General features: G+C 73.6%; 22 protein-coding genes and 1 pseudogene. 17 read left to right on the top strand and 6 right to left on the bottom strand.

What is annotated here, in order from left to right; all coding sequences use genetic code 11:
- The first annotated feature begins 170 nt into the window (after window positions 1-170).
- Both AB0N31_RS33910 and AB0N31_RS33905 read left to right on the top strand, forming a co-directional pair.
- Window positions 171-1,421, top strand: a complete 1,251-nt coding sequence (locus AB0N31_RS33910; protein WP_366062351.1) for an IS701 family transposase — start codon at window positions 171-173, stop codon at window positions 1,419-1,421.
- 440 nt (window positions 1,422-1,861) lie between these two features.
- A complete protein-coding gene (locus AB0N31_RS33905; protein WP_366062350.1) occupies window positions 1,862-2,242 on the top strand; it encodes a hypothetical protein in 381 nt (126 codons plus the stop codon).
- Between the two features lie 27 nt (window positions 2,243-2,269).
- Here AB0N31_RS33905 and AB0N31_RS33900 read toward each other — a convergent pair whose 3' ends face one another.
- On the bottom strand, window positions 2,270-3,106 hold the full coding sequence (locus tag AB0N31_RS33900; protein ID WP_366062349.1) for a DUF4184 family protein: 837 nt from the start codon (window positions 3,104-3,106) through the stop codon (window positions 2,270-2,272).
- Between the two features lie 338 nt (window positions 3,107-3,444).
- Here AB0N31_RS33900 and AB0N31_RS33895 point away from each other — a divergent pair, with 338 nt between their 5' ends.
- Window positions 3,445-5,226, top strand: coding sequence for a lytic murein transglycosylase (locus AB0N31_RS33895; protein ID WP_366062348.1), 1,782 nt, complete (start codon window positions 3,445-3,447; stop codon window positions 5,224-5,226).
- A 312-nt stretch (window positions 5,227-5,538) separates the two neighbouring features.
- Here the strand turns inward: AB0N31_RS33895 and AB0N31_RS33890 are convergent, their stop codons facing one another.
- Together AB0N31_RS33890 and AB0N31_RS33885 are read right to left on the bottom strand one after the other, a co-directional pair.
- Entirely contained in the window at window positions 5,539-8,154 is a 2,616-nt protein-coding gene (locus tag AB0N31_RS33890; RefSeq protein ID WP_366062346.1) for an ATP-dependent helicase C-terminal domain-containing protein, read from the bottom strand.
- Between the two features lie 70 nt (window positions 8,155-8,224).
- Window positions 8,225-9,109, bottom strand: coding sequence for a class I SAM-dependent methyltransferase (locus tag AB0N31_RS33885; RefSeq protein ID WP_366062345.1), 885 nt, complete (start codon window positions 9,107-9,109; stop codon window positions 8,225-8,227).
- 317 nt (window positions 9,110-9,426) lie between these two features.
- Between AB0N31_RS33885 and rpsA the strand changes: the two genes are divergently transcribed.
- From rpsA to AB0N31_RS33865, 4 genes are all read left to right on the top strand, one after another.
- Entirely contained in the window at window positions 9,427-10,926 is a 1,500-nt protein-coding gene (gene rpsA, locus AB0N31_RS33880) for a 30S ribosomal protein S1 (RefSeq protein ID WP_366062344.1), read from the top strand.
- 417 nt (window positions 10,927-11,343) lie between these two features.
- Window positions 11,344-12,282 carry a PAC2 family protein gene (locus tag AB0N31_RS33875; RefSeq protein ID WP_366062343.1) on the top strand — a complete coding sequence of 313 codons (939 nt, stop codon included), beginning with the start codon at window positions 11,344-11,346 and terminating at the stop codon, window positions 12,280-12,282.
- 57 nt (window positions 12,283-12,339) lie between these two features.
- Window positions 12,340-12,993, top strand: a complete 654-nt coding sequence (gene coaE / locus AB0N31_RS33870) for a dephospho-CoA kinase (RefSeq protein WP_366062342.1) — start codon at window positions 12,340-12,342, stop codon at window positions 12,991-12,993.
- Window positions 12,994-13,043: 50 nt separating this feature from the next.
- Window positions 13,044-13,424: a tetratricopeptide repeat protein gene (locus AB0N31_RS33865; RefSeq protein WP_363087312.1), complete on the top strand. Its 381-nt coding sequence runs from the start codon at window positions 13,044-13,046 to the stop codon at window positions 13,422-13,424.
- Between the two features lie 29 nt (window positions 13,425-13,453).
- Here AB0N31_RS33865 and AB0N31_RS33860 read toward each other — a convergent pair whose 3' ends face one another.
- Window positions 13,454-13,720, bottom strand: a complete 267-nt coding sequence (locus AB0N31_RS33860; protein ID WP_366062341.1) for a DUF6343 family protein — start codon at window positions 13,718-13,720, stop codon at window positions 13,454-13,456.
- A gap of 251 nt (window positions 13,721-13,971) precedes the next feature.
- Here AB0N31_RS33860 and AB0N31_RS33855 point away from each other — a divergent pair, with 251 nt between their 5' ends.
- The 7 genes from AB0N31_RS33855 (at window position 13,972) to AB0N31_RS33825 (ending at window position 19,947) form a co-directional block, all read left to right on the top strand.
- The gene (locus AB0N31_RS33855; RefSeq protein WP_366062340.1) at window positions 13,972-14,649 is read left to right on the top strand and encodes a class I SAM-dependent methyltransferase; all 678 of its coding nucleotides are present in this window, start codon (window positions 13,972-13,974) and stop codon (window positions 14,647-14,649) included.
- An 89-nt stretch (window positions 14,650-14,738) separates the two neighbouring features.
- On the top strand, window positions 14,739-15,197 hold the full coding sequence (locus tag AB0N31_RS33850) for a DoxX family protein (RefSeq protein WP_366062339.1): 459 nt from the start codon (window positions 14,739-14,741) through the stop codon (window positions 15,195-15,197).
- Window positions 15,198-15,247: 50 nt separating this feature from the next.
- The gene (locus AB0N31_RS33845; protein WP_366062338.1) at window positions 15,248-15,958 is read left to right on the top strand and encodes a uracil-DNA glycosylase; all 711 of its coding nucleotides are present in this window, start codon (window positions 15,248-15,250) and stop codon (window positions 15,956-15,958) included.
- Window positions 15,959-16,212: 254 nt separating this feature from the next.
- Window positions 16,213-16,599, top strand: a complete 387-nt coding sequence (locus AB0N31_RS33840; protein ID WP_366062337.1) for a hypothetical protein — start codon at window positions 16,213-16,215, stop codon at window positions 16,597-16,599.
- A complete protein-coding gene (locus tag AB0N31_RS33835; protein ID WP_366062336.1) occupies window positions 16,599-17,360 on the top strand; it encodes a nucleotidyltransferase domain-containing protein in 762 nt (253 codons plus the stop codon). Before AB0N31_RS33840 ends, AB0N31_RS33835 begins: the two co-directional genes overlap by 1 nt.
- Window positions 17,361-17,574: 214 nt before the next feature.
- On the top strand, window positions 17,575-19,464 hold the full coding sequence (locus tag AB0N31_RS33830; RefSeq protein WP_366062335.1) for an FUSC family protein: 1,890 nt from the start codon (window positions 17,575-17,577) through the stop codon (window positions 19,462-19,464).
- Window positions 19,465-19,770: 306 nt separating this feature from the next.
- Window positions 19,771-19,947: a hypothetical protein gene (locus AB0N31_RS33825; protein WP_366062334.1), complete on the top strand. Its 177-nt coding sequence runs from the start codon at window positions 19,771-19,773 to the stop codon at window positions 19,945-19,947.
- 193 nt (window positions 19,948-20,140) lie between these two features.
- Here the strand turns inward: AB0N31_RS33825 and AB0N31_RS33820 are convergent, their stop codons facing one another.
- Together AB0N31_RS33820 and AB0N31_RS33815 are read right to left on the bottom strand one after the other, a co-directional pair.
- Window positions 20,141-20,584 carry a hypothetical protein gene (locus tag AB0N31_RS33820; protein WP_366062333.1) on the bottom strand — a complete coding sequence of 148 codons (444 nt, stop codon included), beginning with the start codon at window positions 20,582-20,584 and terminating at the stop codon, window positions 20,141-20,143.
- A 746-nt stretch (window positions 20,585-21,330) separates the two neighbouring features.
- Window positions 21,331-21,879, bottom strand: a pseudogene (locus AB0N31_RS33815) (ATP-binding protein); the annotation flags it as partial.
- A gap of 228 nt (window positions 21,880-22,107) precedes the next feature.
- On the opposite strand from AB0N31_RS33815, the gene AB0N31_RS33810 reads away from it, so the two are divergent.
- The 3 genes from AB0N31_RS33810 (at window position 22,108) to AB0N31_RS33800 (ending at window position 24,158) form a co-directional block, all read left to right on the top strand.
- Window positions 22,108-22,968: a helix-turn-helix transcriptional regulator gene (locus tag AB0N31_RS33810; RefSeq protein WP_366062332.1), complete on the top strand. Its 861-nt coding sequence runs from the start codon at window positions 22,108-22,110 to the stop codon at window positions 22,966-22,968.
- A complete protein-coding gene (locus AB0N31_RS33805) occupies window positions 22,969-23,244 on the top strand; it encodes a DUF397 domain-containing protein (protein ID WP_363087323.1) in 276 nt (91 codons plus the stop codon). It abuts the gene before it with no gap.
- 101 nt (window positions 23,245-23,345) lie between these two features.
- A complete protein-coding gene (locus AB0N31_RS33800) occupies window positions 23,346-24,158 on the top strand; it encodes an SAM-dependent methyltransferase (protein WP_366062331.1) in 813 nt (270 codons plus the stop codon).
- Window positions 24,159-24,248 lie beyond the last annotated feature (90 nt).

Here is a 24,248-nt window from a genome sequence, read left to right as displayed (position 1 = left end):
TCGGGGCGACCCTCCGCCTTGCGATCGCACGCACCAGACGCCGCCGGGCCTGCCCTTCGGGCAGACGACGCTACTTTCGAAACACGCCCTAGTAGGGCTTGGTCATCTTCGCTTGTGCATGCGTGTCTCTGCTCTACGAGCGTCGTTGGAATGGTGTGACACCTGAGGAGATGGCCTCGGTCCGGGAGGACCTGGAGGCGTTCGCGGCGGAGTTGTTCGACGGCTTCTTCCGTGCTGACCAGAGGCGATGGGGGCAGGCGTATGTGCGGGGGCTGCTGCTGGACGGCAGACGTAAGTCGGTGGAGCCGATGGCGGCCCGGCTGGGCGAGGACGGCAACCGTCAGGCGCTGGCGCACTTCGTCACCTCCAGCCCGTGGGATCCGGCGCATGTGCGGGCCCGGCTGGCCTGGAAGATGCAGGACGCGATCGGGGCGGAAGCCCTGATCGTCGACGACACCGGCTTTTTGAAGGACGGGGACGCCTCGGCGTGTGTGTCTCGGCAGTACACCGGCACCGCGGGCAAGGTCACCAAATGCCAGGTCGGGGTGTCGCTGCACCTGGCCCGGGATCACGCCTCGGCCGCGGTGAACTGGCGGCTATTCCTGCCCGCTTCGTGGGATCCGGCCTCGCCGGAGGCCGATGCGGTCAAGGTCGCCCGCCGTGGCCGCTGCGGTATCCCCGACCAGGTGGGGCACGTGGAGAAGTGGCAGCTGGCCCTGGATATGATCGACGAGACCCGCTCGTGGGGCGTCGACGTCCCGCTGGTCGTCGCGGACGCCGGATACGGCGATGCCGCCGCCTTCCGCCACGGCCTGGAAGAACGAGATCTGCCCTATGCGGTGGGCATTTCCTCCCGTCACACCGCCCACCCGGCCGACGCTCGGCCCGTCCAGCCCGCCTACGCGGGCACCGGCCGGCCACCGAGAATGCAGTATCCCGAGCCTGCGCAGACCGTGAAAGACCTGGTCATCGCGGCCGGCAGGACGGCCGCGAGACCGGTGTCCTGGCGGGAGGGCTCCCGCCCGGGCAAAGGAATCAGCGGCTTCAAACGCATCTGCTCGCGGTTCGTGGCCCTGCGCGTCCGCCCGGCCGGACGTGGCGTCCGCCAGGCCACCGACGGTCCTGAACTGCCCGAACGCTGGCTGCTGGCCGAATGGCCGGCCACCGAACCCGAACCCGTGCAGTTCTGGCTCTCCAGCCTTCCCTCCGGCATGCCGCTGGCGACCCTGGTCCGGCTGGTCAAGCTCCGCTGGCGCATCGAACACGACTACCGCGAGATGAAACAGGCCCTGGGCCTGGCCCACTTCGAAGGCCGCACCTGGGGCGGCTGGCACCACCACGTCACCCTCGTGTCGGCCGCCCACGCTTTCTGCACCCTGCAACGACTGGCACGAGACCCAAAAGACGTGGCGCAGGTCTGAGCCTCTACCAAGTCGTGCGAGAACTCCAGACCATCCTCGCCCTCTGGACCGGCGCCTGTCCCACCTGCCACCGCGACATACCCACACCACTACGAACCTGACCAAGCTCTACTAGGGCTGGCATCAACGGGAAGGGGCCCCGCCCGCAGCGGCGGGGCCCCTTCCCCGTCCCACCCGCTCCCCGGCGCCCGCACCGGCCCCGTCCCCGTACGACTCCCCCGCGCGCTCAACGCTCACGTCCCCGGCTCCCGCGCCCTGCCCGTTCACCACCGCCCTGCCTGTTCGCCCGCGGCTCTCCTGCGCCCCCTCGCCCCCGCAGCCCCCGAACGGCCCTCACCCCCCCCGCAGCCCCCGAACGGCCCCGCGTCCCCCGAAGGGCCCTCACCCGCGTGGCCCCCGAGAAGGGGCCCTTGCGGGCGGGGGCCCGCCAGGATGCGGCCATGGGTATACGCATGCTTCACCGCCGGAAGGCCTCCGCACGCGTTCACGCCACGGCCACCGCCGAGAAAAGGCGAGTCGGCCCCGACGCGACGCCCTCGGGACGACCGTTTCCCGCCCTCGCGCCCGGCGCCGCGACGCCCCGCGTCCCCGGGACCCCTCTCAAGGCGCTGCGCGAGGCGGCCGTACGCCTCCGGCGCCGGCCCCTCGCCCTGCTCGTCCGCCCGGACGGCACCTGGCGTCTCGGGAGCGAGACGGCCCGCGGCTACCTGGCGCTCGGCCTCGCCGCTCTGCGCCGGCTCCCCCGGCCGCGCGCGGGGCGCCGCATCACGGTTTTCGTCGTGAGTGCGGCACCCGGCGCCGACCGTTCCGGCGGGCACTGATCCGGCCCGGCGAGTCTTCACCGCCGCTCACCCGACGCCCACCTCGTCCCTCTCCCGCGAGGGCTGCCCCGTTCCGCGCCGCGACCGCACCCCCGCGGCGTACAGCACGACCCCCAGCAGCAGCCCCGCCCCCGCCCCGAAGCACAGGGTCGGGATCAGCTCGTAGGGCTTGCTGTCCGGTCCCCACCGGTCCCACCAGCGGAGCGCCCGGCGGGCCGCCGCGGTCAGGGCGCAGCCGCCGATCACGGCCGTCGCCCACCAGCGGTCGCGCGCCGACAGCACCGGCACCCCGAGCGGCTCGGCCGCCGGGGTCCGGCGCAGCGCGCGGACGACGAACGCGGCGATCACGACCGCCGCGACGGCCGACCCGCCGTACTGGAGGTACCAGTACAACGGCGAGCCCGCGACCGTCTCGCCGAGGATCGGGAACATCCGCATGCCCCACCGGTCGAGGTGGGTGAAGGCGTCCCAGACGACGTGCGTCAGCGCGCCGAGGACCGCGGACGCGTACCACCACGCCACCGTCGACGGCCGGAGACGCGCGCGTGGCGCCCCGCAGCGCGTCAGGACGGCGGTACGGCCCTGCCGTGCCCGTGGCAACAGCGCCACGAGCGGCTCGCGCACCAGCAGCCACAACCCCACCAGCGCCCAGGCCAGCAGCACGTCGACGGTGAGGACGCCGGCGAAGGAGTGCGTGACGTCGCCGAACTCCATCGCCCCGGACAGGACACTGGCCGCGTAGTAGGTCATGTCGGGAGCGAACGACCCCGCGACGAGGACGGCGGGCACCAGGCGCCCGCGACCGGTGCCGTCGGCGCGCACGGCGGGCAGCACGGCCGCCGCGTGACTCAGCGTGAACGGCAACGAGGCTCCCCGGCACGGAAGTTGCCGGACCCACCGGCCCGGACATCGACGACCCGACCAGTATGCGGGACGCCTCCCGCGCCCCACGGCACATGGCCGGGCGGTGAACACCGGGTTCGAACGGGTGCCGGTCGCAAAGAAGTTGTCGTAGGGTCGCCTGGGCCGCCGCCGTACGAATGGCGGTCGGACAACCGAACAGATCAGCGCAAACCGCCCGTGACCGCAACCTTCGCGGCCTGCCGGTCGTCCCCCGAGGGGCGAGTGAGGCAAGGCGTCCCACGGGACGGGCGGGGCAGACGAAGACGGGCGCTCGAGTGTCCACGGGAGGGGTTCACTTCATGTCGGCGCATTTCGGCAGCAGGCTGCGCAAGGGTGCGGTCAACACCACCGTGGCCGCGTTGGCGGTCGCGGCTCTGGCAGCCTCCCAGGCACCCGACGTCACGGCCGGCGACGCGGGCGGACGGGCCGCCGCGAACACCCCGTCCGCCGACGGCGGCTCCGCCACCGGCACCGGCGAGAGCGCCACCGGCAACTCGCCGTACTACACGGACCTGCCGCCGCTGAAGAGCCCCGCCCCGGCGCCCAGCCAGAGCACCGACACCACCCCGGTCGGCACCGGCGGCACGGAGGCCGGGATCCCCGCGACCGTCCTGGACGCCTACAAGAAGGCCGCGTCGGCCCTCGCCGAGTCCCAGCCCGGCTGCAACATGCCCTGGGAACTCCTCGCCGCCATCGGCAAGGTGGAGTCAGGCCACGCCCGCGGCGGCAACGTCGACGCCGACGGCACCACCCGCTCGGCCATCCTCGGCCCGGTCCTCGACGGCAACGGCTTCGCCGACATCAACGACACCGACAACGGCGCCTTCGACAGCGACACCACGCACGACCGCGCCGTCGGCCCGATGCAGTTCATCCCCTCCACCTGGGCGTGGGCCGGCCGCGACGGCAACGGCGACGGCCGCAAGGACCCCAACAACGTCTACGACGCCGCGCTCGCCGCCGGTCACTACCTGTGCCGCTACAGCTGGGACATGTCCACCGACGCCGGCCTGCGCAGCGCGATCCTGAGCTACAACAACTCGACGGACTACTACAACACCGTCGTGTCGTGGCTGGAGTACTACCGCAAGGGGACGCACGAGGTTCCGGACGGCGCCGGCACCCTGCCGGACAACCGCAGCGACGAGGACAACGGCGGCGGCGCGACCACCTCCCCGCCCTCGACGCCCACGCCGCCCAGGACGACCCCGCCCGCCACCGCGCCCCCGGCGACCACGCCCCCCGCCACCGCGCCCCCGGCGACCACGCCCCCGGCGACCACGCCCCCCGCGACGACGACACCGACCGACACGGTGCACCACCTGGAGGACGCGGGCACGGCGCGGCTCACCGCCATGGCGGGCGACGCGTTCGGCGACCGGATCAGCACCCGCACCGAGACCAAGGCCGGCACGGCCGTCGCCAAGGTCCGGGTCCGCTTCACGATCGTCGGCGACACCGACGCCACCTTCACGGGGGGCGAGAGCGTCGCCACGGTCATCACCGACAGCCGGGGCATCGCCACGGCGCCCGCCCTCCAGGCGGGGGAGGAGACCGGCGCCTTCACGGTCCGCGCCACCGTCGTGGGCCGTACGGTCGCGGCCATGAGCTACTCCGCCACGGTCACCGCGCGAGCCGCCGACGTCCTGGTCCGCACCGGCTCGACCGCCCTGACCTGCGTCGCGGGCGGCGAGTTCGCCGACCGGGTCGAGGTGAAGGCCACCTACAAGGGCGCCGTGGCGGACAGGGTCGCGGCCACCGCCACCCTCGTGAAGGCGGCCGGCGACCCGACCGCGAACGACAAGGGCCCCTACTTCAAGGACGCCGCCGGCAACCCCGTCCGCACCCTGACGGACCTCCGCACGGACGCGAACGGCCTGCTGACGCTCCCGAAGCTGTACGCCGCCGACACCGCCGGCACCTACCTGCTGCGCGTCACCACCGAGGGCGGCGCCACCCTCACGGTCGAACTGACCGTCACGCCGGCACCGTCGTCCACGCCGACCCCGTCGGACACCCCGTCGGAGACCCCCTCCGAGAGCACCTCCCCGAGCCCCTCCGGGTCGACGACGACCGGCTGAGGGCCCGACCCGCACCACCGACGGCGCCCCGCTCCACGCGAGCGGGGCGCCGTCGGTGGTGCACGGCCCGTGCTCGTCCCACCCGCCCGGTGCCGCGGTGCCAGAACTGACGAACCGTCAGATCCGGCGCGCCCGCACCACCCGCCGGTGCACCACCGTCCGCAGGTTCCGGGGCGAACCCGTCCACGGCGCACCCGTGGTCCCGCCGATGCCGCCCCGCCCGGGGGCCTCCTCGCCCTCGACGCCCTGCTGCTCGTCCTGTCGCCGTGCCCGCAGGCCCGCGGTCGGCCCCCGCGGCCGACGCCGAACCGGTCATCGCCCGAGCCGTGCGTTGGTGTGCCGGGTGGGCTCGGCACCGGCCGGGTCCTCCGGCCACGGATGCTTGGGGTACCGGCCCCGCAGCTCCGCCCGCACGCCCCGGTAGCCGTCCTTCCAGAAGGAGGCGAGGTCGGCGGTCACGGCCGCGGGCCGCCCGGCGGGGGAGAGCAGGTGCACCAGCAGCGGCACCCCCGCCACGCGCGGTGTCTCCTGGAGTCCGAACATCTCCTGGAGCTTCACCGCCAGCACCGGCTGTCCGGGGTCGGCGTAGTCGATCCGGATCCCCGACCCGCTCGGCACCGTGATCCGCTCCGGCGCCAGCTCGTCCAGCCGCACCGCCTCCCCCGACGCCCAGGGCAGCAGCCGGGCGAGCGCCGCCCCGGCATCGATCCGCGCCAGATCGCCCCGGCGCCGGGCCCGGCTCAGTTCGGGCTCCAGCCACTCGTCCACGCGCGCGTGCAGCGCCGTGTCGGAGACGTCCGGCCACGGCTCCCCGAGATGCGTCCTGAGGAACGCCAGGCGCTGCCGCAGGCCCCGCGCCTCCGCCGACCACCGCAGCAGCCCCCACCCCTCCTGCCGCAGTCCTTCGAGCAGCGCCGCCCGTACGAGCCCGGCGGCGGCCTCCCGCAGCGGCCGCGCCACCAGCTTCACGGCCCCGAGCCGCTCGACCCGCCGGGCCACGACGTCCCCCTCCGCCCAGTGGACCTCCTCGCGTACGTCGAGCAGGGCGCCCGCCGCGAACCGGGCGACCTCCTCGTCGACGACCGCCGCGAGCTGCACCCGCGCGTGCCCCTTGCCGACGGGCCGGTCGGCGACCGCGACCGCGATCCACGGCGCGCCGCGCAGCCCCGACCCGTCGCGGACCTCGGCCCGCGTCCCGGACACCATCAGGTACGAACCGCCGTCCGCCCTGGCGACCCGCTCGGGAAAGGCGAGCGCGGCCACGACACCGACGCGGCCGTCCTCACGGACCGGCACCGACGGCCCCCCGGCGGTGCCTGCCGTCGCCACGGCCCCTTCCGCCGGGCCGGTCGGCTGCGTCGCCGCCGGTCCTCCTCCCGGACCGGTCGGCCCCGTCGCCATGCGTCCCTCCGCGGGACCGGCGAACTCCGTCGCCACGGCCCGCAGCCGCCGTACCTCCGTCCGCCAGCGCCCCGCGTACGCGTCACCCCCGCGCCGGGCCGCGCGCAGCGCACCCGCGAGATCGTCGCCGTACTCCCGCGGAGCCTCCTCGCTCAGCAGGGCGACCACCTCCGCGGCCCGCTCCGCACCCACCAGTGCGGCCCCGTCGAGCAGCGCCCGCCCCAGCCGCGGGTGCAGCCCCGCCCGCGCCAGCCGTACCCCGCGCTCCGTGGCCCGGCCCGCCGCGTCCACCGCCCCGACCGCCCGCAGCAGCCGGCCCGCCGCCGCCATCGCCCCACCCGGCGGCGGATCCAGCAGGGCGAGACCCGACGCCCCGGGATCACCCCAGCAGGCCGCCTGGAGCGCGAACGCCGTCAGGTCGGCCACCTTGATCTCCGGCGCGGGGAAGCGCGGCAGGCGGGCGTTCTCCGCCTCCGCCCAGCAGCGGTACACGACGCCCGGCGCCTCACGCCCGGCCCGCCCGGCCCGCTGCCGGCCCGCCGCGACGGACGCCCGCACCGTCGCCAGCGCGCTCAGCCCGCGCGCGTGATCCACCCGCGGCTCGCGCGCCAGGCCCGAGTCCACCACCACCCGCACGCCCGGCACCGTCAGCGACGACTCGGCGACGGACGTGGCCAGCACGACCCGGCGACGCTCCCCGGGAGCCAGCACCGCGTCCTGCACCGCCGTGGGCGCCCGTCCGTGCACCTGGAGCACGTCCACCCCCTCCAGGTCCGCGAGCCGTCCCGCGACCCGCGCGATCTCGCCGACCCCGGGCAGGAAGCACAGGACGTCCCCCGGATGCTCCGCCAGCGCCCGCCGCACCACCGACGCCACGTGCGCGAGCAGCGCGGGGTCCACCGACATGCCGTGCGGCGGCCGCACCGGCCGGACCGGAGGCGCCCACACCACCTCGACGCCGTACGACGAACCGTGGGCCTCGACCACCGGCGCGCCCCCCAGCAGCCGGGACCAGCCCTCCGTGTCGGTCGTCGCCGACGCGGCCACCAGCCCCAGCTCGGGGCGGAGCGTCTCGCGCACGTCCCACAGGAAGGCGGCCGCCGTGTCCGCGTCCAGATGCCGCTCGTGGCACTCGTCCAGCACCACCACGTCGACCCCGGTCAGCTCCTGGTCGCGCTGGAGACGCTGGAGCAGCACCCCGGTGGTGACGACCTCCACGCGCGCGTGCCGCCCGACGACGCGCTCGCCGCGCACGGTGAACCCGACGCTCCCGCCGGTCCGCTCACCGAGCAGCCACGCCATCCGCCGGGCCGCCGCGCGCGCCGCGATCCGCCGCGGCTCCGCCACCACCACCCGCCGGACCGGCCCCCCGCCCACCAGCCCGGCCAGCGCGAGCGGCACCAGCGTCGTCTTCCCGGTGCCGGGCGGTGCCGCCAGCACGGCGGTACCCCGCCCGGCCAGGGCGTCGTGCAGGGCGGGCAGGGCGGCCCGCACGGGCAGCGCGTCCAGGGCGTCGTCACGGATCACGCCCCCAGTGTCGTACGCCCGGGGAAGCGCCCCCGCACGCGCGTGCGGGGGCGGGAGCGAAGGACGGTGGTCAGTCCCGCTCGCAGACGAAGATCGCCGTACCCGGGATCAGACCGCCGCGCAGCGGGGACCAGCCGCCCCACTCCGCCGTGTTCCAGGCCGGCCACTCCGGCTCGACCAGGTCCACCAGCCGGAAGCCCCCCGCCACGACGTCACGGACCCGGTCGCCGATCGTCCGGTGGTGCTCGACGTACACCGCCCGGCCCTCGTCGTCCTGCTCGACGTAGGGCGTGCGGTCGAAGTACGACGAGGCGACGGACAGGCCCTCGGGGCCCGGCTCGTCGGGGAAGGCCCAGCGGATCGGATGGGTCACCGAGAAGACGAAGCGCCCGCCCGGCCGCAGCACCCGGCGCACCTCCTTCAGGACCAGCACCGGGTCGGCGACGAAGGGCAGCGCCCCGTACGCGGAGCAGGCCAGGTCGAAGGAGCCGTCCGCGAACGGCAGGACGGCCGCGTCGGCGCACACCAGCGGGAACGCCGCGCCGATCCGCAGTGCGTGCTGGAGCTGGCGGTGGGAGACGTCCAGGGCGACCGGACGGGCCCCCTGGGCGGCCAGCCAGCGCGCGCACTGGGCCGCGCCGGCGCCGATCTCCAGGACCGCCTTCCCCTTCAGGTCCTCCGGCGGGCCGAGCAGCTCGGCCTCCACCTCGTCCAGGCCCTCGGGACCCCACACGAAGCGGTCGTCGCCGAGGAACGTGCCGTGCTCGATCTGGTACTCGTCCGCGTTGCGGTCCCACCAGCCGCGATTGGCGCGCGCGCTCTCCGCGACCCCGGCCTCGCGGCGGGTGGCTTCCGGCTCGAACGCCGGCTCGGACGATACGGGCTCTTGGATGATCGGCTCCCTCGTCGTACTCTTCCGTCCAACCCGACTCGGGAGGCGCCCCCGCGGTGTCACCGGGAGGGCTTCCTGCGGCCTGCGTGGCCTCGGAAGAGAGGTTCTGTGCCGGGATTGCGGCGATCTGCCCCGGGTGTGCGCCTTCGCGCATTGACCCTGCCCGGCTGCCCCCGTATGCTACAAGTTGCGCTGCGGGCCTGCGCACCTCAGACGTAGCAGGTCGTGCTCGCATCTGTATGTATGTCCCCTCGGTTGTCGAGGCGCCGTCGCCGTTTCGGTGGGCGCTTCCTTGGCTGTCCGGCCTTCTGCAGAGCGAAACGGGCTCCCGGCGTAAGCAGTACCTACGACTCTCTGTCCGTACCGGAGCCCTTTCCCACATGACGAGCAGCACCGAGACCACCGCCACCACCCCGCAGGTTGCGGTCAACGACATCGGTAACGAGGAAGCCTTCCTCGCCGCGATCGACGAGACGATCAAGTACTTCAACGACGGCGACATCGTCGACGGCGTCATCGTGAAGGTCGACCGGGACGAGGTCCTGCTCGACATCGGTTACAAGACCGAAGGTGTCATCCCGAGCCGCGAGCTCTCGATCAAGCACGACGTCGACCCGAACGACGTGGTCGCCGTCGGCGACGAGATCGAGGCCCTCGTTCTCCAGAAGGAGGACAAGGAAGGCCGCCTGATCCTCTCGAAGAAGCGCGCCCAGTACGAGCGCGCCTGGGGCACCATCGAGAAGATCAAGGAAGAGGACGGCATCGTCACCGGTACCGTCATCGAGGTCGTCAAGGGTGGTCTCATCCTCGACATCGGCCTCCGTGGCTTCCTGCCGGCTTCCCTCGTCGAGATGCGCCGTGTCCGCGACCTCCAGCCCTATGTGGGCAAGGAGCTCGAGGCCAAGATCATCGAGCTGGACAAGAACCGCAACAACGTGGTCCTGTCCCGCCGCGCCTGGCTGGAGCAGACCCAGTCCGAGGTTCGCCAGACGTTCCTCACCACCCTCCAGAAGGGTCAGGTCCGCTCCGGCGTCGTGTCCTCGATCGTCAACTTCGGTGCCTTCGTGGACCTGGGTGGCGTCGACGGTCTCGTGCACGTCTCCGAGCTCTCCTGGAAGCACATCGACCACCCCTCCGAGGTTGTCGAGGTCGGCCAGGAAGTCACCGTCGAGGTCCTCGACGTGGACATGGACCGCGAGCGTGTCTCCCTGTCGCTGAAGGCGACCCAGGAAGACCCGTGGCAGCAGTTCGCCCGCACCCACCAGATCGGCCAGGTCGTGCCCGGCAAGGTCACGAAGCTGGTTCCGTTCGGTGCGTTCGTCCGCGTGGACGAGGGCATCGAGGGTCTGGTCCACATCTCCGAGCTGGCCGAGCGCCACGTGGAGATCCCGGAGCAGGTCGTCCAGGTCAACGACGAGATCTTCGTCAAGGTCATCGACATCGACCTCGAGCGTCGTCGCATCAGCCTCTCGCTGAAGCAGGCCAACGAGGCCTTCGGTACCGACCCGGCCTCGGTCGAGTTCGACCCGACGCTCTACGGCATGGCCGCGTCGTACGACGACCAGGGCAACTACATCTACCCCGAGGGCTTCGACCCCGAGACCAACGACTGGCTCGAGGGCTACGAGACCCAGCGCGAGGCGTGGGAGCACCAGTACGCCGAGGCGCAGACCCGCTTCGAGCAGCACCAGCAGCAGGTCATCAAGTCCCGCGAGGCCGACGCCGCTGCTGCCGCCGAGGGTGGCGAGGCCGCCGCTCCGGCCGCGTCCGGTGGCGGTGGCGGTTCGTACTCCTCCGAGGGTGCGGACACCTCCGGTGCCCTCGCTTCGGACGAGGCGCTCGCCGCGCTCCGCGAGAAGCTGGCCGGTGGGCAGAGCTGACGCCCGCTGAGCAGTAGCTCATGACTGAGGGCCCGCACCTTTCGAGGTGCGGGCCCTCGGTGCTGTTTCCGGGCGGTGGCCGGTGCGCCCTCCCGACGGGGCGCCCGCGAAGAAACGTACGGGACACCCGAGGAGCTGACGGGCCGTAACCCGGCGGTGCGACGCTTTCCCCGGGCATCGGGACGCTGCCGTCGGCGGACGGTCGTGCCGGCCGCCGCCGCGAGGCCCGCACCCCGGCCCGCCCACCCCCGCACGCCGGCCGTGACCGCCCGCCACGCGCGTGCGCCCGCTTCCCGGCCCGGCCGGCCGACCGTCCCGCGCGGGCCGCACGACCCCGGGCGATCAGGGGGCGTGAGCCGGGAATGCCCCTGCCCTCCGGGGCGTTGTGCAGTACGAACACGAGGAGGAGCGGTCCAAGTGCTTGATCCGCAGGGTTTGTACGCATGGGAGCCGAAGGGGCTGGCCGTCGTCGACATGGCGCTCGCCCAGGAGTCGGCCGGACTTGTCATGCTCTACCACTTCGACGGATACATCGACGCGGGTGAGACCGGCGACCAGATCGTCGACCGGCTCCTCGACTCGCTGCCCCACCAGGTCGTCGCCCGCTTCGACCACGACCGACTGGTGGACTACCGCGCCCGCCGCCCGCTGCTGACCTTCCAGCGCGACCGGTGGACGGACTACGAGGAACCCGGCATCGAGGTCAGGCTCGTCCAGGACGCCACCGGAGCGCCCTTCCTGCTGCTGTCCGGCCCCGAGCCGGACGTCGAGTGGGAGCGCTTCGCCGCGGCCGTGAAGCAGATCGTGGAGCGCCTCGGCGTCCGCCTGTCGGTGAACTTCCACGGCATCCCCATGGGCGTGCCGCACACCCGCCCGGTGGGCCTCACCCCGCACGGCAACCGCACCGACCTCGTCCCCGGCCAGCGCAGCCCCTTCGAAGAGGCCCAGGTCCCGGGCAGCGCCGAGGCCCTCGTCGAGTACCGCCTCATGGAGGCCGGACACGACATCCTGGGCGTCGCCGCGCACGTCCCGCACTACATCGCGCGCTCCGCCTACCCGGACGCCGCCCTGACCGTCCTGGAAGCCATCACGTCCGCCACCGGACTCGTCCTGCCGAGCATTGCGCACGCCCTTCGCACCGACGCGCACCGCACGCAGACCGAGATCGACCGCCAGATCCAGGAGGGCGACGAGGAGCTGACGGCCCTCGTCCAGGGCCTGGAGCACCAGTACGACGCCGCCGCGGGCGCCGAGACCCGCGGCAACATGCTCGCCGAGCCGGTCGACATCCCGTCCGCCGACGAGATCGGGCGAGAGTTCGAGAAGTTCCTGGCCGAGCGGGAGGGCGAGGGCTGAGCGCCCTCCCGGGGCCTGCCGCGCGCCTCGCCGCCGGCAGGCCCTAAGCTTCCCGTCATGCTGAAGGTGGGCCTGACCGGCGGGATCGGCGCCGGCAAGAGCGAGGTGTCCCGGCTGCTCGTCGAGTGCGGCGCCGTGCTGATCGACGCGGACCGCATCGCGCGCGAGGTCGTCGCGCCGGGCACGCCCGGCCTCGCGGCGGTCGTCGAGACCTTCGGCGAGGGCGTCCTCGCCGCGGACGGCGGCCTCGACCGGCCCAAGCTCGGCTCGCTCGTCTTCGCCGACCCCGACAAGCTCGCCGCGCTCAACGCGATCGTGCACCCGCTGGTCGGCGCCCGGTCCCGCGACCTGGAGACCGCCGCCCCCGAGGACGCCGTCGTCGTGCACGACGTCCCCCTCCTCACCGAGAACGGCCTCGCCCCCCTCTACGACGTGGTCGTGGTCGTCGACGCCGACCCCGCCACCCAGCTCGACCGGCTCGTGCGGCTGCGCGGAATGACCGAGGACGACGCCCGCGCGCGGATGGCGGCGCAGGCGACCCGCGAGCAGCGCCGGGGAATCGCCGACATCGTCATCGACAACGACGTACCCCTGCCCGACCTGGAGCGACGCGTGAAGGACGTGTGGGCCGACCTGGTCCGCCGGGCGCGGACGACGGAGCGGGACGGCGAAGGGGCCCGTGAGCGGTCCGGTGAGCGGTCCGAGGAATAGCGGCCCGCGCCGCGCGCGTTGAACGCCATGAGTGAGGGAAGGAATTTTCCGTGCCCGAAACCAGCGGTTCGACCGGACGTACTCCGGAGACGCACGTCATCGACTTCCGTGCCGCCGAGCAACTGCTCGCCGCACGGGATCCGCGGGGCGCGGTGAAACTGCTCGACGGTGTCATCGCCGCGTACCCCGAGAACACCGCCGCCCGGCTGCTGCGCGCGCGAGCCTTCTTCGCCGCCGCGCAACTGCGGCCCGCCGAGCTGGAGTTCACGATCGTCCTGGAGCGCGAGCCGGACAACGCGTTCGCCCACTTCGCGCTCGCCCGCACCTACGAGCGGCAGGGCCGTGCCGACCAGGCGAAGAGGCACTTCCGCCTGGCCGCCGCCCTGGACCCGAACCCGCAGTACCTGAAAGCGGCACGGTTCGAGTCCTAGCGACTGCCGCATCCCGGGCGGTCGCCGCCTCAGGGACGACGCCGCTCCGGCGGCCGGTACGGCGGGACGTCCGGGCCCGGCTGGAAGTGGGACCCCTCGCGCAGATGCTTGGTGATCACCGACATGTCGACGGTGATCACGAGCCACAGCACCCCGCAGGCGACCGCCCACCCGGGACGCCCCACGAGCGCGAACGCGACCGTCCCGAAGATCGCCCAGAGCAGCCCCCACACACTCAGCCACAGCCGCATCCTGAGTGCACTGCGTGCCGTCACCGGCTCACTGCCCGTACGCATCGGGTCATCACTCCTTCTTGCAACGTACTCCCCGGGCCGGACGTTCTCCAGGGGACCAGGGGACCGGGGGACCGGGGGACCGGGGGACCGGGGGACCGGGGGACCGGGAGCCGGTGCCGGGGGCCGTAGGAGGCATGCTCTCCGCCGGCCGAGCCTTCGTCGAAAAGACTTCCTTCACTCGAACGAATGAACCTGAGAAGTGGTGGAACGGCCTTTCGGGCACGGGCCGTTGGGAGGGCATGAGGCGTGAAATGCGAGAGGGACACGAGGGGACGGGCCCCGGTGCCATCACCCCGGACGGCTGCGCGGTCGAGCTGTACATCCGCCTCCCGGTGGGCGAGGAACCCGACATCGTCACCGCCGCCGTACCCGCGGGCGCGCACATCCTGGAGCTGGGCTGCGGCGTCGGCCGCATGACCCACCCGCTCCTGGAGCGCGGGTTCGCGATCACGGCGGTGGACGAGTCCGCCGAGATGCTCGACCGCGTCCGGGGGGCACGCACCGTGTGCGGCCCCATCGAGGACCTGGACCTGCGTGAGACCTTCGACGCGGTGATGCTCGCGTCGTTCCTCGTCCACGCCGGGGACGAGGAGGTCCGGCGCGGCATGCTGCGCACCTGCGCGCGGCACGTGGCGCAGGACGGGTGTGTGCTGATCCAGCGGGAGGGCGAGAGCTACCACACCGACCTGCCCAGGGAGCGGGTCCATCCGAGCGGCTTCACCTTAAGGATCTTGTCATCGGAACCCGTCGGCGACGGCGTCAACTCGGTGCGCGCGGAGTACGTGTTCCCGGACGCGACATGGACCCAGACGTTCCGCGCCCGGCCCATGGGCGAGGAAGAGTTCGAGGAGGCACTGGCGGAGGCGGGACTGAGGGTGGACCGGTATCTGACGGAGGACCGGGTCTGGGTGCGGGCGGTGAAACGATGAAGTCCGGCGCAGAGCGATGAGTTCACGGCGGGGGAGCGGTCTGTCCCTCCGACAGCACCACGGACCACTTCCCCCAGGAGAAGACCTCCATGTCCGAGACCACGGCACCGCTCCCCTCCGCCGCTTCCGCCCCCTCCGCCCCGTTCGAGTCGGTGACCGCCGGACGCAGGCGCGCCCGCATCGCACTGCGCGGACTGGAGGTGCTGCTCGCTCTCTTCTACGGGATCGCCAGCGCACTGCCGAAGCTGATCGCCCACCCGTCGGCGGCCGAGGGCTTCGACAAGCTGGGCTGGGGCGACACCGGCATGTACGCCATCGGTGTCCTCGAACTGGCCGGCGCGATCGCCCTGCTGGTCCCGGTGCTCCGGTCGGTGGCCGCGGTCTGCCTGGGAGCGCTCATGGTGGGCGCGTTCATCGTGACGATCGTGGCCATGGACGGGCAGAACGCGGCGACACCGCTCATCCTGCTCGTCCCGCTGGCACTGATCGCCTGGGCCCGACGCGACTCCGTGCAGGACCTGCTGCGGCTGGTGCGGCGCACGCGGTGACCGGACCGTCCGGTCCCATGATCCCGGCGACCCCGCCTTACCGTGGACCCATGGACCCGGACGAACCGCTGGACCGCGCCCCCCTTCCCGCCCTGGACCGGCGGGTCGCGGGGTGCCGGGCCTGCCCCAGGCTCGTCGAGTGGCGGGAGGAGGTGGCCCACACGAAGCGGGCGGCCTTCGCCGACCAGACCTACTGGGGGCGGCCGGTGCCGGGGTTCGGTCCGGCCGACGTGCGATTGCTGATCGTGGGGCTGGCTCCGGCCGCGCACGGCGGGAACCGCACGGGTCGGATGTTCACGGGCGACCGTTCCGGAGACGTGCTGTACCAGGCGCTGTACGACGTGGGGCTCGCCTCGCAGCCGACCTCCGTGTCCGCCGACGACGGCCTCGCCCTGCACGGCGTGCGGGTCACCTCCCCGGTGCACTGCGCGCCGCCCGCCAACAAGCCGACCCCGCGGGAGCGGGACACCTGCCGGCCGTGGCTCGTCCAGGAACTGCGGCTGCTGCGGCCGACGTTGCGGGCGGTCGTCGTGCTGGGGGCGTTCGGCTGGCAGGCCGCGCTGCCCGCGTTCGCCGAGGCGGGATGGGCCGTGCCCCGGCCCCGGCCGGCCTTCGCGCACGGGGCGCGGGTACCGCTCGACGGCCTGGACCTCTTCGGCTGCTTCCACGTCAGCCAGCGCAACACCTTCACCGGGCGCCTCACCCCGGAGATGCTGCGGGAGGTACTGCACACGGCGGCGACGGCGGCGGGACTGGGCTGACCGTCCCGGCGTCGTCGGCCTGCTCCTGCCGACTTGCCGCTGCCGACCCGGCAGGTCCAGCCCCTGTCGGCCCGAACCCGCGTGCCTGCCGCCGCCCCCGCCGGTGATCGCCCTCGCCGCCGATAACCGCTGGACGGGCGCGGGCCGCGGACGCCAGCCTTGCTCCCGTGCGCAACGAACACCTGGGCCGTTTCACGGGGGCGGACTTCTGGCGGGCCGCGCCGGAAGCCCCGGCGGGTCCGCGGAGGTCCGCCATGTCCCGCACCGTCCATCACATCCGTCTCCGACACCGCAACCACCACCCGGCCCCCGGATCGGTCGGCCGGGCCGGCCTGCGCTCCGGGCACCGCCTCGTCCAGCTCCGTGTCACCTTCGAGGAGTCGGCCCGCGCGCGGCGCGAGGGACGCCGCCCGCGTCCCGTCCCCGTCCACCGCGCCTTCACCGCCCACACCTGGCCGCGCTCCCTGAACGCGGGAGTCGACGGCCCGTACGAGTCACGGGCCCGAGCCGCACTGGCCGTCTTCCGCACGACCGCCCGCAACCGCCTGCGAGCCGCCCCGCCCGGCGCTCTCCTCGACGCCGCCGAGGACCTGGACCACCCGCCGACCCGCCACCGCCACCGGAACATCTGGGACTTCTGATGGACGCCGCCTTCCTCCGCGCCACCACCGACCGCCTGGCCGCCCTCCCCGGCGTCCGCGCCGTCGCCCTCGGCGGCTCCCGTGCCGAGGGCACCCACCGCCCCGACAGCGACTGGGACCTCGCCGTCTACTACCGGGGCACCTTCGACCCGGCCGACCTGCGTGCCGTCGGCTGGGAGGGCGAGGTGTCGGAGATCGGCGGCTGGGGCGGCGGCGTCTTCAACGGCGGCGCCTGGCTCACCATCGACGGACGGCGCGTCGACGTCCACTACCGCGACCTGGACGTCGTCACCCACGAACTGGCGGAGGCGGAACAGGGCCGGTTCCGGGTGGAACCCCTGCTGTTCCACCTGGCGGGCATCCCGAGCTATCTGGTCGTCGCCGAGCTGGCGATCAACCAGGTGCTGCACGGAGAGCTGCCGCGCCCTGCCGCATACCCCGACAGGCTCCGCCGGACGGCGCGCGACCGCTGGTACGGCACCGCGAGCGCCACCCTCGCCTACGCGGCCGCCCACCACGCGGCGCAGGTCCGGCGCACGGAGGCCGCGGGGGCCCTGGCCGTCGCCGCCACGCAGGCCGGCCACGCGGTGCTCGCCGCGCGCGGGGAGTGGGTGACGAACGAGAAGCGGCTGCTGGAGCGGGCCGGGCTGGGAGCCGTCGACGCGCTTGTCGCGCGGATCGTCCACGGCAGCGTCCCGGAGGCGCTCGAACGGGCCCGCACGCTGTTCGGGGAGACGGTGGCCGCGGCCGCGCGCGCGTGAGGAGCCGCGGCCGGCGAGAAGCCGGTCCCCGGCAGTCGTGCGAGCGGTTGCGTTCATGAAGAACCCGGGGTCCGGCCCAGGTGTCACCTTCCCGAAACGCGGCCGTCCCACCTTCTCCTCGATCGACGCGTACCGTGGAGACACAGCCCGAGCACCAGCCCCGGCCACCGTCGCCCGAAGGCACACCCCCCCGCCCTCGCCCGAACGGAGCCCTGTGTCCCCGCGTTCCGCCGTTGCCGTTCGCACACTCACCGCCCTGCCGCCCTGGCTCGCGCACGCCCTGCGCGCCCAGCGCGGGCCCGTCCCGTGGAGCGCGGTCGTGCGCGGCGCGCTCGCCGCCGGGCCGTTGCTGCTCACCGCGGTCCTCGCCGGGCACACCTCCCTCGGGGTCGTCGCCGCCATCGCCGCCATGCTCGCCGGGATCAACGACCGCCCCGGCAGCCGGCGCGCCGCCGTCCGGCGGCTCGGGGCGCCCGCGCTCGCCGGAGCGGCCGGACTCCTTGTCGGGACGTACGCCGGCGACCACGCCGGCCCGGTCGCGCTGACGCTCCTCCTCACCGGTCTGGGCCTCCTGGCCGGCGGTGTGAGTGCCATCGGGCCCGTCGCCTCCGGGGGCGGGACCCAACTCCTCGTCGCCGCGGCGATCGGCGCCGGGATGCCGTTGCCCGACAGCGGCGGGGCCCGGGCCCTCGCCTTCCTCGCCGGCGCGGGATGGCTGATCGTGCTGCGGCTCGCCCTGCCCACGCCGGGCGCGTTGGCCGGAGACTTCCGCTTCGACGGGGAGCGGGCGGCCGTGGCCGGTGTGTACGAGGCCGTCGCCGCTCTCCTCGACGCCGCCGGCACCGAGCACGCCACCGCCCGCCGTGCCGCCCTCACCGCCGCTCTCGACCACGCCCAGGACGCCCTCGCCGGGCCCCGGCTGCGCCGCTACGCCAGTTCCGCTGCCGAACGCCGGCTGCACGCCCAGTACGCCGCCGCCCTGCCGCTCGCCGAGGCCGCCACCGCCCTCGCCTGGGCCGGCACCCCCCTCACCGGCCGGGCCGCCGAGGGACCCCGGCGCCTCGCCGCCGCCGTACGGGAGAGCGCGGCCACCGGGCCGTTGCCCGCGCCCGCCCGGTCCGCGCCCGCGCTGCGGGCTCTCGACGACGCCCTGCTCCGGGCCGCCGACGCCTTCGACCAGGGCGTCGGGTCGGACCTGCACACGCGTCGGCACGGCGCCCGGGACCTGCTGCGGACCGCGTTCGGGGCCGGCGGGCGGGAGTACGGGCTGCGGGTCGCCCTCTGCTTCGGCGCCAGCGCCGCCATCGCCCAGGCGCTGCACCACTCGCGCTGGTACGGGCAGCACACGCACTGGTACTGGCTGCCCGCCACCGCCGTCTTCCTCGTCAAGCCCGACCTCGGGCCGCTGGTCTCCCGCGTGCTGTGCCGAGCCGCCGGGACGGTTCTGGGGGCGCTGCTCTTCGCCGGGTTCGCCGCCGTGCTGCCGCGTCCGGAGGGGCTGGTCGCCCTGGTCGCCGTGTGCGGGGCGCTGATACCCGTCGCCACGCGCCACTTCGCCGCCCAGACCGCCGTCGTCACCGTCCTCGTCCTGTCGCTCGTCATGGTCGGTGGGGAGCCCCAGGCCTCCGTCGGGCGCATCGGTGAGACGCTGCTGGCCTGCGCGCTCGTCCTCATCGTCGGACACCTGCCGATGCCGGGGGAGCGCGGCGGGCACGTGCGCGCCCGGCTCGCGTCCGCCGCGGACGCCGCGCACGCCTACCTCGTACACGTACTGGACGGCCTGGACGGCTCCGACGACCACGCCACCCGCTGGACCCTGCGCCGCGAGGCCTACCGGGCGCTCGCCGAGGCCCGCGCCGCCATCGCCCTCTCGGCCGCCGAACTGCCCGCGCTCGCCCGGCACACCGAGGGCACCGACGAGGTCGCCGCCCTCCTCGAACGCCTCGTCGACACGACCACCGCCGCCGCCGTCCACCTCGACGACACCGGACGGCTCGACCGCCGCCACAGCGACCGGCTCACCGAACTCCTCGGAGAACTGGCCGCACACCGGGAACGGGTGGGGTTGCCGGCCCGCGTCACGGGCCTGGCCGTCGCGGTGTGACGGCGGTCCCGGACGGGCTGTCGTGGCCCGGTCCGGCCCAGCCCGGCCCGGACCGGCGGTCCGGGACACGGGGCGCCACGGCGCGACCCCGCGGTGGCCTGAAGCGCGCGGGGAGGCGACGGGTGACGCCACGATGCGTACGATTTCCGACGCACAGGGTAGCCGACGCGTTCAGAAGGTGACCTGATCCTCACACTCCGCGTTGAACTTGTGTCAACTGCGTCTCAGTAACGTCACTGACCGAGGCGTTCCCTCTCCGAAGAGCGTTAACTCCTACAGGTACAACGCTTATCGGAGGTGTGCGAGATGGTGAACGGGCGAACAGTGCTCGAACGCTTTCCCGCGGGCGGGCCGCGCGGATCGTGGCCCGCGGAGGAGTTCGCGCAGGCGCGGCGCATGGAGGGACTGGCCGCCGAGGTTGTCATGGACCTCGCGACCGACACGTTCCTGGTGGTCGTCCGGGGCGGCGAGGCCATCGACTGACGCCGCGGTCGGCCCGCTTTCGCGGCGGGCACCGCGCCCGTCGGCGGGCCGGCGAACGGCTCCGCCCGCAGCGCGTACGGCTCCGCATCCCTCCACTTCCGGCCGCCGACGGCCGGCGCACGGATCTTCTCGAAGACCTCCGGCCCGGCCCCGCGGGTCGATCAGGGCTGAGCGCCGAGCACCCGGACGCGCGTCACGCGCTGATCGGCCGCGACCAGGTGGGCGGTGTGTCCGTGAGGCGGCACAGCGTCAGATAGAGGGGGATGGGCGGGGTGTACGGCAGCGTGCCGTCCGGCCGGTGGATGAGGCCGGGGGCCTGCCGGGAGTCCGGCACGACCGCGCCCGTGGCGTACCGCGCGGGGGCGGGCCAGTCCAGGGCGTAGTCGGAGTCCGACGGGACCAGCCACCACCAGTGCGCCTCGTCGGCGTACACGCAGCCCACACGTGGGAGGCGGGGCATGACCAGCGGACCCAGCCGCGCCGGGACGGCCACGGCGTCGCAGCCCAGCGGGGCCGTCATCCCCTCGGGAACGGCGATCCGGTGCGGGGCCCGCGCGGTGTCGCCGCCGGGGCCGCGCCCCAGGCGGACGAGCGTGTCCAGGTTGAGCACCCCGATCCGGCCGGGGGCCGCGCTCACGCCGTGTCCCGGCCGCGCGGGGGGAAGCCCGCAGAACCCGCGCCGGGGTGCGGGCGCCGGGCGGGCGCCCCGCTCGTCGTGTCGAGCGCGTGGTCGGTGCGGTCGGTCGGCCTGGACGGTTCGCCGGTCACCGGGCCGTGGTGCCACTGCGGCCCGACGCGCGGCAGGGGGCCGTCGGACGGGTGCGGGAGCCGGCCGAGAGGGCCGCCCGACCGGGGGTCGGCCCGACCGTCGGTGGCGGGTGTGTGATGGGGCCAGTGCGTGTGGCCGGGGGCACGGGCTTCCGCACGGCTTTCCGCGGGGTGCGTCCGGTGTGCCTGTTCGGCGGGCTCGGAGTCACCGTGCACGTCGTGTCCGTGCCGGACGTCACCGTGCACCGGGTGTCCGTGCCGGGCGTCTCCGTGCCGGAGGTCGCCGCGCCTGGCGCCTGCGTGCCGGGCGTCTTCGTGCCGGGCGTCTTGGAGTCGCGCGTCCGCGTGCCGTGCGTCCGCGTGATCACTGTGTTCGGTGGGGGCCTCGTCCTCGTCGTCCGAGCCGTCGGCCGGGTCCGGCTTCGGGCGGGCGCCCCAGCCGAGGTCGGCGCGCGGCGCGGGGACCCGGTCGGCGTCGGAGGCGTCATGGGCGGCGAGGTCGTCCTGCCGCCCGGCGGAGTGCTCGAGGTGGCCGGTGTGCTCGCAGGGGGCGGCGTTCCCGGAATGCCTGGCGTGCTCGGGGGAAGCGGGTTCTCCGGAGTCCTCGGAGGCGGCCCGTCGGGTCAGGTCCGCCCAGACCAGCAGTCCGGGGCCGTGTTCCTGGGCGCCCCAGGAGTGAGAGAGGGCGTCGACGAGGAACAGGCCCCGCCCGTGTTCCTCCTCGGGGCGCTGCGGCGAGGGATGCGGCTCGCCCGGCGCGCAGCCCTCGTCGCGCACGGCTATGCGCACGAGGTCGTCACCGTCGTACAGCTCGCAGACGACCACGCCGCTCGCGGTGTGCACGATGGCGTTGGTGACCAGCTCGGATATGACCAGGGCGGCCGTGTCGCAGGTGTCCTCGCACACCGACCAGCCGGCCAGCCGGGCCCGCGCCAGGCGTCTGGCCCGCGCCGGGGAACCCGGATGCGCGGCCAGTTCGAATCGGAACCGGCGCTCGGCAGCGGCCTGGTCGAGGCCCGCTTCCTTCCCCACTCTCGAATGCGCTCGACCGGGGGAACCCGCATCGGCACCGAGACCCTGGGGGTGGCCTGCGGCGGCGTCTGTTCCTAAGGGCGCGGACGGAATCACGCTTGCCACTATCGCCCCGCCGTGAACACTTGGCAAGTGTCACTCTGAAAAATGCAGAGTGCTGTGTGACGCGGTGAAGGGCCGTGGCACACTGCTCGCAACAGCATGTCGAGCGGCGCCAGTTGGGATCACGGAGACCCGTACTTATTCGTACGTTTCTTCGAACGAGGTCTTCACGTGGCGCCGCAGGGCTGTTGGGAAGTTTTCGTGACCGCCCGGCCGGGCCAAGTGAGCCGTCGGCCGGGCTCTTCGTGGAGGTGGAGCGTGAGCGAACCGCGGTCCGCGCCGACGGTGGGGCAGGTCGTCCTCGGCAGGCGCCTGCTGGATCTGCGGGAACGCGCGGGACTCAAGCGCGAGGAGGCCGCCCGCATCCTCCGCGTCGCACCCGCCACGGTCCGCCGTATGGAAATGGCCGAGGTCTCCCTCAAGATCCCCTACCTCCAGTTGCTGCTGAAGGCGTACGGCGTCACCGACGCGGAGGCCGAGGGCTTCGTCCAGCTCGCCGAGGAGGCCAACAGGCCCGGCTGGTGGCAGCGCTTCCACGACGTGCTGCCCGGCTGGTTCTCGATGCACGTCAGCCTCGAGGGCGCGGCCGCCCTGATCCGCCAGTACGAACCGCACTTCGTCCCCGGCCTGCTGCAGACCGAGGACTACGCGCGCGGGGTGCTGAGGTCCGGAGCCATCGGCCAGACCCGGCCGGAGGACATCGAGCGCCACGTCGACCTGCGCATGCAACGCCAGGGACTGCTCACGCGTGAGGACGCGCCCCGGCTGTGGGTCGTCATGGACGAGACCGTACTGCGCCGCCCGGTGGGCGGCCCGGAGGTGATGCGCGCGCAGATCGACAAACTGCTCGACGCCACGAAGCTGCCCAACGTGACGCTGCAGGTCGCCCCGTTCTCCTCGGGGCCGCACCCCGGCACGTACGGGCCCTTCGTGCTGTTCCGATTCGCCATGCCCGAACTTCCGGACATGGTCTACAGCGAGTACCTGACCGGCGCCGTCTACCTGGACGCGCGCACCGAGGTGGCGACCCACCTCGAGGTCATGGACCGCATGGCGGCACAGGCCGCTACGGCACATCGCACGAAGGAGATCCTCCGGGATCTCCGCAAGGAGCTGTGAATGGAACGCATCAAGTCCCCCACCAGGCCGCGTGGCCGCGCTCAGCGGATCTACAACGGCATGCCCGCGAGGGAACTGGGCAGCGAGGGCTGGCACAAGCCGTGGAGCGGCGGCAACGGAGGCAACTGTCTGGAGGCCATGAAGCTCGCCGACGGCCGGATCGCCGTCCGCCAGTCCACCGACCCCGACGGTCCGGCGCTGATCTACACCTCCGACGAGATGACGGCCTTCATCCAGGGAGCGAAGGCGGGAGAGGCGGACTTCCTGTTGTCCTGAACCGACCCGCCTGTTCCTTCTTCCTGCGCACCCTTTGCTCAACTTCCTTATCTTGGTACTGACTTGATCATTATTCGTGTCACATGCTTATGGAGTTCCTCATGACCGGGCAGGACCCCACCGGCGCCGTCGAGATCGACACCAGCAAGCCACACCCCGCGCGGATGTACGACTGGTACCTCGGCGGCAAGGACAACTACCCCGTGGACGAGGAGATGGGCCGGCAGATGCTGGCCCTCGATCCCCGCGTCCCGGTGATGGCCAGAGTCAACCGGGCGTTCATGCACCGCGCCACGCGCTGGCTCGCGGGCCACGGCATCCGGCAGTTCCTGGACATCGGCACCGGCATCCCGACCGAGCCGAACCTCCACCAGGTCGCCCAGCAGGTCGCGCCCGACGCCACCGTCGTCTACTGCGACAACGACCCGATCGTCCTGGCCCACGCGGCCGCCCTGCTGCGCAGCACCCCCGAGGGCGTCACCGAGTACCTCCAGGCGGACGTCCGGGACCCGGCCACCATCATCGAAGGCGCCAGGAGGATCCTGGACTTCGAGCGGCCCGTGGCGCTGTCGCTCATCGCCCTGCTGCACTTCGTCTCCGACGAGGACGGGGCCCACGAACTGGTCGACCGGCTGCTCGCCGAAGTCCCCTCGGGCAGCTACCTGATGATGACCCACGCCACCGCCGACTTCACCCCGGAGGAGTCCGCGGCGGCCACGGCGAAGCTCAAGGCGGCAGGCGTCACGCTGGCACTGCGCTCGCGCGACGAGTTCGGCCGCTTCTTCGACGGACTGGAACTGGTCGAACCCGGTGTCGCGGTGGTGCCCGAGTGGCACCCCGAACTCGGCGAGCCGGTGCCGGGCCAGGACGACGGCGTCGTCCCCGGCTACGGCGCGGTGGCACGCAAGCCCTAGTAGGGCTTGGTCAGGTCGATATGGGTGTGGGTATGTCGCGGTGGCAGGTGGGGCAGGCGCCGGTCCAGAGGGCGAGGAGTGTCTGCAGCT

The sequence above is a fragment of the Streptomyces sp. NPDC051051 genome (genome assembly GCF_040682975.1).
In the GTDB taxonomy this organism is placed as follows: Bacteria; Actinomycetota; Actinomycetes; order Streptomycetales; family Streptomycetaceae; genus Streptomyces.
The sequence above is the reverse complement of the archived record's forward strand: the minus strand, read 5'-3'. Positions and strand labels throughout refer to the sequence as shown.